This window comes from Pseudomonas cremoricolorata (assembly GCF_000759535.1).
Taxonomy (GTDB): Bacteria; Pseudomonadota; Gammaproteobacteria; order Pseudomonadales; family Pseudomonadaceae; genus Aquipseudomonas; species Aquipseudomonas cremoricolorata_A.
Map to the genome: position 1 here is coordinate 247,831 of NZ_CP009455.1, position 11,951 is coordinate 259,781.

The following is an 11,951-nucleotide window of genomic DNA, read 5'->3' on the forward strand; positions in this document are numbered from 1 at the left end:
AGCACTGAGGTCTTTTGCCGCAGTAATTCGCCAAGACTGGGATGTCTGCACATGTACTATCATCTCTCTGCTATCCGCTCTTCCCACCGATTCAGCGACAGCTGTTCCCGGGCCGTCCTGGCCGTCTTCAAAAGCAATACCTGGCGTCGCTAATACGCGAAGACAGGTGTTCGTGCCGCCCTGCGGTCACGTCTGATCTGCTCTCCTGAACTCTTACAGCCCATGGCGTGCGCCTGTCTGCCGTAGCGTGCGGTGCGTTATGCCTTGCGTGTGCTCGGCTGTGTTTGCGCACGACATGCCACGCCCGCCGCGTGCGTATGAGCTGATGTTCAGTAATCCCTTCGTTACCCCTGAATAACGTGCTTCCACACGTTATATCTCTTGGCACTTTCTATTTGATAGTGCTCGAACCGCTGCACACTAAATACGGTAATTAACATGACCATTCACTCTATCGCTGTCGATGTATTACGTCGCGAAGAACGCCGGCCTACCGATGCACTTGCCGTGTATGCGCAGGCGACCCAGCAACTGGGCGACGCCTCGGTGTTCATTCTCGAATCCTTGTCCGGGCCGAGCCGCGATCGGCGCGCCACGATTATTGGCCTGGAGCCTCTGTTGGAAGTGTGCATCGATGAGGATCGCGCCTGGCTGCGCGGCTGTGCGCAGTTGTGCGAGCACTTATATGCCAGCCTGCGCCAGCGCGGGGTGAGCATCGATGCGTCGCTGAACATTGCCCTGCCCGACCGCGACGCGGCCTGGGATCTGCTGCGGCAGGTGCAGGCCTGCTTCGAACCTGCGCATCAGGCTCCGGGTAGCCTGGCGTTCTTCGGTTACTTTTCCTACGACTGCGTTCGCCTGATCGAGCGCCTGCCCGACCACACCGAGAAGACCCATCACTACCCGCTGATCGCCCTTTCGGTGTACCAGACACTGGTGTACCTGCACAGCAACGGCACCGTGGAAACACTGATCAACAACCACCCGCTGTGGCCGACCCGTAGCCTGGAAGACTATCCATTTCTCCACGCACAAGCGCCGGCGACTTCGCACTCGGCGCCGCTGTACCCGCAAGTGTTCGAAGAGACCCGCAGCGTGTCCATCGAACAGTTCCTGCAACGGGTGAACGTGGCGATGGAGCATATCCGCGCCGGTGACGTGTATCAGATTCAGCTCGGCCACGAGATCTGCATTCGCTCGACGGTAACGCCCTTTGAGGTCTACAAGAGTCTGCGTCAGCGCAATCCGTCGCCCTACATGTACCTGGCCCACGTCGGTGGCATCGACCTGATCGGCGCCAGTCCGGAGCTGTTCGTACGCATCAAGGATGACCTCATCGAAATGCGCCCGATCGCCGGCACCGTGGGCAAGAAGCCCGGGGTCGACCCCACTGAACTGGTGCGGGAGCTGACGCGCTCGGAAAAAGAAGGCGCCGAACACCTGATGCTCATCGACCTGTGCCGCAACGATATCGGCCGTGTCTGCCAGGCAGGGTCGCTGGAGGTCGATGAATTCATGCGAGTGGAAGAGTACTCGCATCTCTACCACATGGTTTCCAATGTGCGCGGTCTGATGCGTCCGGGCCTGGATGCCTACGACGTGATCAAGGCGTCGTTCCCTGCAGGCACCATGTCCGGTGCGCCCAAAGTCAGGGCCATGCAGTTAATCGAGGGCATGGAGAGCAACCGCCGCGGTATCTACGCCGGGGCGCTGGGTCTGATCGGCTTCGACGGCAGCGTCAACACCGCGCTGTGCATCCGCTCCACCGTGCATGACCAGGGCACCTACCACCTGCGGGCGTCTGCCGGCGTGGTGGCTGACTCGGTCGCCGAACTGGAATGGAAGGAAACCTTGTACAAGATGGGCTCGGTGTACCGGGCCGTGACCGGCCAGGAGATTGCCCTGTGAACGTATTCTTGATCGACGCCTACGACAGCTTCGTCTTCATCATCAGCCAGTACCTCGAACAGTTGGGCTTGGAGACCCGCGTCGAGCGCCACGATACGCCGGACCTGATCGAACGCATCGAAGCCTTCGCGCCGGACTTCTGCGTGCTCGGCCCAGGCCCTGGACATCCTGCCGACGTCGGCTACATCGAGCTGATCCGCTACTTCGAAGGGCGCTTGCCGTTGCTCGGGGTGTGCCTTGGTCATCAGGCCCTGGGCCTGGCCTACGGCGCTCAGGTCGGCCGAGCGCCGCACGTGATGCACGGCAAGGTCAGCACCATCGTCAACGATGGCAAGGGGGTTTATGCCCATACCGGCGGGCAGCCGATCCAGGCGACTCGCTACCACTCACTGATGATCCTCGACCAGGCGCTGCCCGAATGCCTGGAGGTCAGTTCGCGCTCGACCGATGACAACTACATCATGGGCGTGCGCCATCGCTCGCTTGCGGTCGAGGGCGTGCAGTTCCACCCGGAAAGCATTCTCACCGAGAACGGTCTTGAGCTGTTTCGCAGCTTTATTCGCCAGTACGTGCAGTAGCACTTCCCCCACCACGCAAGGATCGCGAACATGTTTCCAATGAAAATCTGGCTTGCCTACACCACTGCCTGCCTGTTGCTGGTGCTCTCACCCGGGCCTGACAACCTGCTCGCTATCGGCCGCGGGCTGAGCCAGGGGCGCCTGGCTGCGCTGGTGTCCGGGGTGTCGTCGGGGATGGGTATCGTGTTTCACATCACCACGGCGGCGCTGGGGCTGACCCTGCTGATCAAGACGTCAGAGGTGGCCTTCTGGGTGGTCAAGCTGATCGGCGCGGGCTACTTGCTGTGGCTGGGGGTCAAGGTGCTGCGTTCGCGCAGCCTGGTGACCTTCACCGCCACCGCGCAGCAGCCGCTGCGCACGATCTTTCTCACCGGCTTCCTGTCGGCCGCGCTCAATCCCAAGCCTGGGCTGTTCGTGCTGGCGTTCATTCCGCAGTTCGTCGATCCGGTACTGGGCTCGGTCACCGTGCAGATGCTGGTCTACGGGCTGTGGTTCGCCCTGCTCACAGCGGTTGGCTTCGCCTTGATGGGGGTCTTCGCCACCCGGCTATCGGGCTGCATCAAAGCGCGGCCACGACTGGCTGATGGGCTGAATATGGGGGCAGGCATGACGTTCATCGCAGCCGGGCTGTCGATTGCGGCGTTGAGTCAGAAGTAAGGGAGGTTTTCAGAGGGCAATAGACGCTGGGCCTGATGATCAGGCCCAGGCGAGTGCTTCAGATGTCCAGCAGCGGCTGGACCTCGTAAGCGGGCGTTTCATACGGGTGGTGCTGGCGCAACGCATCGATCACCGCAGTGATCGCCTCGTCGGCCACCACCAGCTCGACCTTCCATTCTTCCAGTACCTCGACCTCGCCGGCGCGACCGATGAAGGGCTGGCTGCCCTGCATCGGCCGAAACTGGCCCTGGCCCAGGGTCTGCCAGGCGCAATGCTCGTAGTCGCCGATGCGTCCGCCGCCAGCGGCGAACACCGCGGCCTTGACCTGTTCGACATGGCTGTCCGGAACGAAGAAGGCCAGCTTGTACACCGTCAGTCCACCCATACCCGAGCGTTGCGGAACATGCGCATCAGCGCTGCATCTTCCTGCCACTCATCCGGGCGCCACGAGTTCTGCACCGCGCGGAAGACCCGCTCGGGGTGAGGCATCATGATCGTCACGCGGCCGTCACGGCTGGTCAGCCCGGTGATGCCACGGGGCGAGCCGTTGGGGTTGGCCGGGTAGGTTTCGGTGACCTTGCCGTGGTTGTCGACGAAGCGCAGCGCCACGCAACCGGAGGCATCGGCGGCCTGCAGGGCCTGCTCGCTGGCAAATTCCGCATGGCCTTCACCGTGGGCGATGGCGATCGGCATACGCGAGCCGGCCATGCCGTCGAGGAAGATCGAGTTGGATTTCTGCACCTCTACCATGGCCACACGGGCCTCGAACTGCTCCGAGCGGTTACGTACGAAGTGCGGCCAGTACTCGGTGCCAGGAATCAGTTCGTGCAGGTTGGACATCATCTGGCAACCGTTGCACACGCCCAGCGCGAAGCTGTCGCTGCGTTCGAAGAAGGCCTGGAAGGCGTCGCGGGCGCGGCTGTTGAACAGCGCCGACTTGGCCCAGCCCTCACCCGCGCCGAGCACGTCGCCGTACGAGAAGCCACCACAGGCCACCAGGCCCTTGAAGGCTTCGAAATCGACCCGACCGGCGAGGATGTCGCTCATGTGCACATCGATGGCGGCAAAGCCGGCACGGTCGAAGGCCGCGGCCATTTCGACCTGACCGTTGACGCCCTGCTCGCGCAGAATCGCCACCTGCGGGCGCACGCCTTTCTTGATGTAGGGCGCTGCGACATCCTCGTTGACGTCGTAGCCGAGCTTGACCGACAAGCCGGGGTTGTCTTCCTCCAGCAATGCGTCGAATTCCTGCTCGGCGCAGTCGGCGTTGTCGCGCAGGCGCTGAATCTGGTAGCTGGTCTCGGCCCATTGGCGTTGCAAGGTCGAGCGCTTGCCGCTGTAGAGCACCTCGTCGCCCAGGCGCACGTAGATATCGTTGTTGTTGATCGGCTGGCCGATCACGGCAGCGCAGTTCTCGCCAAGGCCGGCGGCGCTGAACTGGCTCAGCACCACGGGGGTGGAATCACGACGCACCTGAATCACCGCGCCCAGCTCTTCGTTGAACAGGACCGCGCAGGCTTTGTCCACGCTGCCGGTGAGGGTCTTGAGGTCGAGGTTCAGGCCGCAGTGCCCGGCAAAGGCCATTTCCAGCACGGTGGTCATCAGGCCGCCGTCGGAACGGTCGTGGTAGGCCAGCAGGTGACCGTCGGCGTTGAGGCCCTGGATCACCGCGAAGAAGGCCTTGAGGTCTTCGGCGTTGTCGACATCCGGAGCCTTGTCGGCCAGCTTGCCGTGGGTCTGCGCCAGGATCGAGGCGCCCATGCGGTTCTGCCCGCGGCCCAGGTCGATGAGAATCAGGTCGGTCTCGCCCTTGTCCATGCGCAGTTGCGGGGTCTGGGTCTGACGCACATCGCTGACCGGGGCGAAGCCGGTGATGATCAGCGACAGCGGCGAAGTGACGCTCTTGTCCTGGCCGGCTTCGCTCCACTGGGTCTTCATCGACATCGAATCCTTGCCCACCGGAATGGTGATGCCCAGCTCAGGGCACAGCTCCATGCCGACCGCCTTGACCGTGTCGTACAGGCGGGCATCTTCACCCGGGTGGCCGGCGGCGGACATCCAGTTGGCCGACAGCTTGATGTCGGACAGTTTGCCAATGCGCGCGGCGGCCAGGTTGGTGATGGTTTCGCCGATGGCCATGCGCCCGGACGCCGGGGCATCGAGCAGGGCCAGCGGGGTGCGCTCGCCCATGGCCATGGCTTCGCCGGTGTAGACGTCGAAGCTGGTCGCGGTGACGGCGCAGTCGGCCACCGGCACCTGCCACGGTCCGACCATCTGGTCGCGGGCCACCAGGCCTGTGATGGTGCGGTCGCCGATGGTGATCAGGAAGCTCTTGCTGGCCACCGCCGGGTGGTGCAGCACGCGCTCGATGCTGTCTTGCAGCGCCAGGGCAGCCGGGTCGAAGGCGTCGCCCAGCTCGGCTTCGCGGCTGACCGAACGGTGCATGCGCGGCGGTTTGCCCAGCAGCACATCGAGCGGCATGTCTACCGGGGTGTTGTCGAAGTGGCTGTCGGTGACGGTCAGGTGCGGCTCTTCGGTGGCCTCGCCGACCACCGCGAACGGGCAGCGCTCGCGCTCGCAGATGGCCTGGAAGCGCTCGAAGTGCTCACTGCTGACGGCCAGCACGTAGCGCTCCTGGGATTCGTTGCTCCAGATTTCATGCGGGGCCATGCCCGGCTCGTCGTTGGGCACGTTGCGCAGTTCGAAGCGCCCGCCGCGACCGCCGTCGTTGACCAGCTCCGGCAGGGCATTGGAAATGCCGCCGGCGCCCACGTCATGGATGAAGGCGATGGGGTTGGCGTCGCCGAGCTGCCAGCAGCGGTCGATGACCTCCTGGCAGCGGCGCTCCATTTCCGGGTTTTCGCGCTGGACCGAGGCAAAATCGAGGTCGGCCGAGCTGGCCCCGGTGGCCACCGACGAGGCAGCGCCGCCGCCCAGGCCGATGAGCATGGCCGGGCCGCCGAGCACGATCAGCTTGGCGCCGACGGTGATTTCACCTTTCTGCACGTGGTCTTCGCGGATGTTGCCCATGCCGCCGGCGAGCATGATCGGCTTGTGGTAGCCGCGTACTTCATCGCCATGCGGGGTGCTGATGGCCTGCTCGAAGGTACGGAAGTAGCCGGTCAGCGCCGGACGGCCGAACTCATTGTTGAACGCCGCACCACCCAGCGGGCCTTCGATCATGATGTCCAGCGCATCGACGATGCGTTCGGGCTTGCCGTAGGCCTGCTCCCACGGTTGGGCGAAACCTGGAATGCGCAGGTTGGATACGCTGAAGCCGGTCAGGCCCGCCTTGGGCTTGGCGCCGCGGCCGGTTGCGCCTTCATCGCGGATCTCGCCACCGGAACCGGTGGAGGCGCCGGAGAACGGTGCGATGGCGGTCGGGTGGTTGTGCGTCTCGACCTTCATCAGAATGTGCACAGGCTCCTGCACCGCGCCGTACTGGCGGGTTTCAGGGTTGGGGAAGAAGCGCCCGGCGACGTTGCCGATGATGACCGAGGCGTTGTCCTTGTAGGCCGAGAGCACGCCCTCGTTGTGCATCTGGTAGGTGTTCTTGATCATGCCGAACAGGCTTTTTTCCTGTGCCTGGCCGTCGATATCCCAGGTGGCATTGAAGATCTTGTGCCGGCAATGCTCGGAGTTGGCCTGGGCGAACATCATCAGTTCGATGTCGTTGGGGTTGCGCTGCAAGCCCTGGAAGGCCTCGACCAGGTAGTCGATTTCATCGTCGGCCAGGGCCAGGCCCAGGTCGAGGTTGGCCTGGGCCAGGGCGGCGCGGCCGCCGCCAAGCACGTCGACTGAGGTCATCGGGCGTGGCTCGGCGTGGCTGAAGAGGTCGGCGGCGTCCTGCAACCGATTCAGCACACGCTGGGTCATGCGGTCGTGCAGTTCGGCGGCGACCAGCGCAGCATCGGCTTCGCTGAGCTCGCCCGCTACGTAGTAGGCGATGCCCCGCTCCAGACGCTGAATGCTCTGCAGGCCGCAGTTGTGGGCGATGTCGGTGGCCTTGCTGGCCCACGGCGAAATGGTGCCCAGGCGCGGCACGACGAGGAACAGGCGGCCCGCAGGCTCCTGCACCGGCACGCTAGGCCCGTACTTGAGCAACCGGCCCAGCACCTGCTGCTGGTCGGTGCCCAGTTCGCCTTCGACGTCGGCAAAGTGGGCGAATTCGGCATACAAACCGGTAACAGCGGAAACTTTCTGGCTCAGTTGCTCGAGTAACTTACCGTGGCGAAAGGCAGAAAGGGCAGGAGCGCCGCGCAGGATCAACATCGTCGGGACAGCCTCAAGAAGGGGTGTGCTTGGAGGCCGTGCATTCTAGCCTAAGTCCACGGCTTTCGGCACCCGCCAGAGGCTAATGCTGCCAAGTGGCCGAATCGGACTTGGGGGTCAGAAAAATGAGCACCTGCGTGGCTTGCCGAGTCTGCCAGCGCTCACTCGCTCCCTGGGCGTGGCTGAAACAGCTCCGATTCCCCTGACCTGCTAGCAGACCTGCCTGTCGTTGTCGAGATATGGCGCGGGCTGGGCTTTGCGTATACTGCACCCCATGTTCGCCCAGACTGCTTTGCGCCAGCGTTGCGCCAGATGGCTCATCGCAACCGGACTCCTCCTGATGCTCGGTGCCTGTGTTGAAAAACCCAGCACACTCGAACGCGTCAAGGATGACGGCGTCCTGCGCGTGGTCACCCGCAACAGCCCAGCGACCTACTTCCAGGATCGCAACGGCGAAACCGGCTTCGAATACGAGCTGGTCAAGCGCTTCGCCGACGACCTCGGGGTCGAGCTGAAGATCGAAACCGCAGACAACCTCGACGACCTCTTCAGCCAACTGGGCAGCCCTTCAGGTCCGGTGCTGGCCGCGGCGGGGCTGGTGAGCAGCGAAAAACGCACGACCCAGGCCAGGTTCTCCCACCCGTATCTGCAAGTAACGCCACAGGTCATCTACCGCAACGGTCGCCCGCGTCCGACCCAGCCCAGCGGGCTGGTGGGCAAGAAGATCATGGTGCTCAAAGGCAGCAGCCACGCCGAACAGCTGGCCGCGCTCAAGCAGCAGTATCCGGGGCTGGAATACGAAGAGTCGGATGCGGTGGAGGTGGTCGACCTGCTGCGCATGGTCGACGAAGGGCAGATCGACCTGACCCTGGTCGACTCCAACGAACTGGCGATGAACCAGGTGTACTTCTCCAACGTGCGCGTGGCCTTCGACTTGGGCGATACCCGCGACCAGCGCTGGGCAGTAGCCGCCGGCGAAGACGACAGCCTGCTCAACAAGGTCAACGACTTCATCGACAAGGCGCAGAAGGACGGCACCTTGCAGCGCCTCAAGGACCGCTACTACGGGCATGTCGACGTGCTTGGCTATGTCGGCGCCTACACCTTCGCCCAGCACTTGCAGCAGCGCCTGCCCAAGTACGAAAAACACTTCAAGGCCAGTGCCAAGGTCGAGCAGGTCGACTGGCGACTGCTGGCCGCCATTGGCTATCAGGAATCGATGTGGCAGCCGGAAGTCACCTCCAAGACCGGCGTGCGCGGGCTGATGATGCTGACCCAGCGCACCGCCCAGGCCATGGGCATTTCCAACCGCCTCGATGCCCGCCAGAGCATCCAGGGCGGGGCCAAGTACTTCATGCTGGTCAAGGACCAGCTCGACGACAGCATCAAAGAGCCGGACCGCACCTGGTTCGCCCTGGCCGGTTACAACGTCGGCAGCGGCCACTTGGAAGACGCCCGCACCCTGGCCAAGCGCGAAGGGCTGAACCCGAACAAATGGCTGGACGTGAAGAAAATGCTGCCGCGTCTGGCGCAGAAGCAGTGGTACAGCAAGACCCGCTATGGCTATGCCCGTGGCGGTGAGCCGGTGCATTTCGTCGCCAACATCCGCCGTTATTACGACATTCTCACCTGGGTAACCCAGCCGCAGCTCGAAGGCCAGCCGGGTGAAGGCGGTTTGCATGTGCCGGGGGTGAACAAGGACAAGCCGGCGGACGCGGCGCAGCCTTGAGTGTCGGGCCGGTAGGGGGGTGGGCCTGCTGCGCAGGCCATCGCGGCTAAAGCCGCTCCTACAGGGATCGTGGAGACGTCGGGATTCGCGCTCCTGTAGGAGCGGCTTTAGCCGCGATGGGCCGCGAAGCGACCCCAGTTCAGGCGGTCACCCGCTCCTGCTTGCACCCCTCGCATCGAAGCGCCCCCCTCACCCCTTCCCCCGCCGCGCCTTGAAGAACTCGCTCAGCACCCGCCCGCAGTCCTCGGCCAAGACCCCGCCCTCCACCATCACCCGGTGATTGAGAAACCCCTGGGCGAAGAACTGTCCCTGGCTCTGCACCACGCCGGCCTTGGGTTCGCTGGCGCCGTAGACCACGCGCGCCACGCGGGCGTGGACGATCAGCCCGGCGCACATGCTGCACGGCTCGAGGGTCACGTACAGGGTGCTGCCCGGCAGGCGGTAGTTGCTCGCGGCCTGGGCGGCGGCGCGGATGGCGACCATTTCGGCATGGGCGCTGGGGTCGCTGTCGAGGATGGGACGGTTGAAGCCCTGGCCAATGACCTCGCCATCGTGCACCAGCACCGCACCGACCGGTACCTCGCCCAACGCCGCGCCTTCGGCAGCCAGGGCCAGGGCCAGGCGCATGAATGCCTGATCACGGCTGCGATCAATGATCTGCGGGCGCATCACACCACCGCGATCGCGGCCATCAGGCCGGTTTCCATGTGGTCGATGACGTGGCAGTGGAACATCCAGGTGCCGGGGTTATCGGCCACCAGGGCGACCTGGGCGCGCTCGTTCTTGCCCAGCAGGTAGGTGTCGGTGAACCAAGGCTCACGGATCTCGTGGCGGTTGGAGTTGATCACCTTGAAGCTCATGCCATGCAGGTGGATCGGGTGCTGGTACTGGGTCATGTTCTTCAGTTCGAAGATGTAGCTCTTGCCCTTCTGCAGGGTGGCGATGGGGCGGTCGGCACAGGTCTTGTCGGTAATGTCCCAGGCCTGGCCGTTGATCTGCCACAGGCTCGGCGGACGGCCATTGTCGGTGTCCACCGAGACCTTGCCGGCCCACTCGAAATTGAAATTGAGCTTCTCGGCATTGTCCAGGTCGGGCTCGGCAATCGGGTTGGCCGGCAGTGCCTTCGGCCAGTCGCCGGGCGCCTGCTCGCTGGGCACCGAGCGCAAGGTGCCGAGGCGCACGAAGCCGTCGCGCAGGGAAATCTCTTCGCCGGCCTGGGGAATGCGAATGGCCAGGCAGATACGCATGCCCGGGCCGAGCCAGTAGTCGTCCTCCAGCGGCCGCGGGGTGATCGGGTTACCGTCCAGGGCGTAGATGCGCGCCTCGCAATTGCCGCGCAGGTTGATGCGGTAGGTCCAGGTGTTGTCGAGGTTCAGCAAACGCACCCGTACCACCTGCCCGGCCGGCAGTTCAGTCACTGCATCGGCCGCGCCGTTGATGGTGATCAGCCGCCCGGCAGTGCCGTTGCGCGCTGCCTCGCGGGGTACGCTGAAGGGCATGAACGCGCCCTGCTCGTCGACGTGCCAGGTTTTCAGGCTCAACGTGCGTTCGTGGGCGAAGCCGGTGGGTTCGCGTTCCTCGACGATCAGCGGGCCGACCAACCCGCGGCCCAGTTCTTCGGAACTGCTGACATGGGGGTGATACCAGTAGCTGCCGGCGTCCGGTACACGGAACTTGTAGTCGAAGTATTCGCCTGGCTTGACCGGCAATTGCGACACATACGGCACACCGTCCATCTCAAGCGGCAGGCGGATACCGTGCCAGTGAATGGTGGTTTCCACCGGCAGATGGTTGATGAAGCGTACCCGCAGCCAGGTGCCCTGACGCACCCGCAACTCGGTGCCCGGCGCCGATGGGCCGAAGGCCCAGGCTTGGGTCTTGAAGCCTGGCACCAGTTCGACATCCAGCGGCGCCGCGATCAGCTCGTAGTCGTGGCCGGCGTTGTCGTCTTCGACCTTGCCGAGCCAGTAGCGCGCCGCGCCCCCTGCGCCCAGGCCTACCACCACCAGGCCACTGAGGCCCATGAGCATTTGTCGACGGGTTACGGACATCGGTGCGGGTACCTCGTAAGGCCAAATCAATTTGCCAGCATGGCCGGCGATCAAGGGCGAATACGATACACCTGCATTTGCGAAAGATTAAGTGAACTCTGCCCGCGGCGAGCGCGAGGCCCGCCTGGCAAGGGGTCTGGATCAATCAGGGAAGTGCTGCTGGGCGATTTCCACCACCTGCTGCTCGTTGATCGGCGCCAGGGCGGCAACGGCCCACAGGTCGAACGCCGGGTAGGCGCGCTGGATCGGCAGCACCATGTCGAAGCCGGCCGCCTGCAGCGAGGCGGTCAGCACCTTCTTGGTGAAGCCGCAGCGGTGAGCCATGTACAGGTTGCCGTTGGCCATGGCCGGACGATGGCCGTAGAGAATGTCGATCGGCGCGATGGGCCCGGCAGGCGAGCGGTAGGCTTCGTCGGTAAGTTTGTCTTCAGCCACCAGCGCGCACACCGATTGCAGGTCCGGACAGGTGATGACCACGAACCCGCCCGGCTTGAGCACACGCTTGAACTCGGCCAGGGCCACCGGCACTTCATGGGGGTAGAGGTGCTCGATGTTGTGGCTGGAAAACAGCGCATCGACCGAGGCGTCGGGCACCTGGGACATGTCGGTCATGGTGCCGAGGATGTCCGGGTTGACGCTCTGGTCGATGTCGAAGCGCAGTTCCTGCCAGTCGTCAGTGGCAAACCCTTTGGTGGTACCGCTCTTGTTCTTGGGACCGCAACCGACATGAAGGAAGGTTTTCACTGATGGGTACTC

9 protein-coding genes are annotated in these 11,951 nt (G+C 64.0%); 4 read left to right on the top strand and 5 right to left on the bottom strand.

The genetic code is table 11. The features are described from left to right. Positions 1 to 438: 438 nt before the first annotated feature. From LK03_RS01155 to LK03_RS01165, 3 genes are read left to right on the top strand one after another with little or no spacing between them, the layout of a single operon-like run. A complete protein-coding gene (locus tag LK03_RS01155; RefSeq protein ID WP_038410715.1) occupies positions 439 to 1,908 on the top strand; it encodes an anthranilate synthase component I family protein in 1,470 nt (489 codons plus the stop codon). Beyond that, positions 1,905 to 2,486 (top strand): anthranilate synthase component II, encoded by a 582-nt coding sequence (locus tag LK03_RS01160; RefSeq protein WP_038410716.1) that lies wholly within the window; start codon positions 1,905 to 1,907, stop codon positions 2,484 to 2,486. The genes LK03_RS01155 and LK03_RS01160 overlap by 4 nt, the downstream gene beginning before the upstream one ends. Positions 2,487 to 2,516: 30 nt before the next feature. After that, a complete protein-coding gene (locus LK03_RS01165; protein WP_038410717.1) occupies positions 2,517 to 3,143 on the top strand; it encodes a LysE family translocator in 627 nt (208 codons plus the stop codon). A 58-nt stretch (positions 3,144 to 3,201) separates the two neighbouring features. Here LK03_RS01165 and LK03_RS01170 read toward each other — a convergent pair whose 3' ends face one another. Both LK03_RS01170 and purL read right to left on the bottom strand, forming a co-directional pair. After that, positions 3,202 to 3,513 carry a YqfO family protein gene (locus LK03_RS01170; RefSeq protein WP_038410718.1) on the bottom strand — a complete coding sequence of 104 codons (312 nt, stop codon included), beginning with the start codon at positions 3,511 to 3,513 and terminating at the stop codon, positions 3,202 to 3,204. A gap of 2 nt (positions 3,514 to 3,515) precedes the next feature. Further along, on the bottom strand, positions 3,516 to 7,415 hold the full coding sequence (gene purL, locus LK03_RS01175; RefSeq protein WP_038410719.1) for a phosphoribosylformylglycinamidine synthase: 3,900 nt from the start codon (positions 7,413 to 7,415) through the stop codon (positions 3,516 to 3,518). A 274-nt stretch (positions 7,416 to 7,689) separates the two neighbouring features. On the opposite strand from purL, the gene mltF reads away from it, so the two are divergent. Next, on the top strand, positions 7,690 to 9,144 hold the full coding sequence (gene mltF / locus LK03_RS01180) for a membrane-bound lytic murein transglycosylase MltF (protein WP_038410720.1): 1,455 nt from the start codon (positions 7,690 to 7,692) through the stop codon (positions 9,142 to 9,144). 189 nt (positions 9,145 to 9,333) lie between these two features. On the opposite strand, the gene tadA is transcribed toward mltF, so the two are convergent. The 3 genes from tadA to LK03_RS01195 all read right to left on the bottom strand — a co-directional run bounded on the left by tadA (position 9,334) and on the right by LK03_RS01195 (position 11,939). Then, positions 9,334 to 9,813, bottom strand: a complete 480-nt coding sequence (gene tadA, locus LK03_RS01185; RefSeq protein WP_038410721.1) for a tRNA adenosine(34) deaminase TadA — start codon at positions 9,811 to 9,813, stop codon at positions 9,334 to 9,336. Further along, positions 9,813 to 11,195 (bottom strand): multicopper oxidase family protein, encoded by a 1,383-nt coding sequence (locus LK03_RS01190; RefSeq protein WP_038410722.1) that lies wholly within the window; start codon positions 11,193 to 11,195, stop codon positions 9,813 to 9,815. The genes tadA and LK03_RS01190 overlap by 1 nt, the downstream gene beginning before the upstream one ends. A 141-nt stretch (positions 11,196 to 11,336) precedes the next feature. Next, on the bottom strand, positions 11,337 to 11,939 hold the full coding sequence (locus LK03_RS01195; RefSeq protein WP_038410723.1) for a class I SAM-dependent methyltransferase: 603 nt from the start codon (positions 11,937 to 11,939) through the stop codon (positions 11,337 to 11,339). Positions 11,940 to 11,951 lie beyond the last annotated feature (12 nt).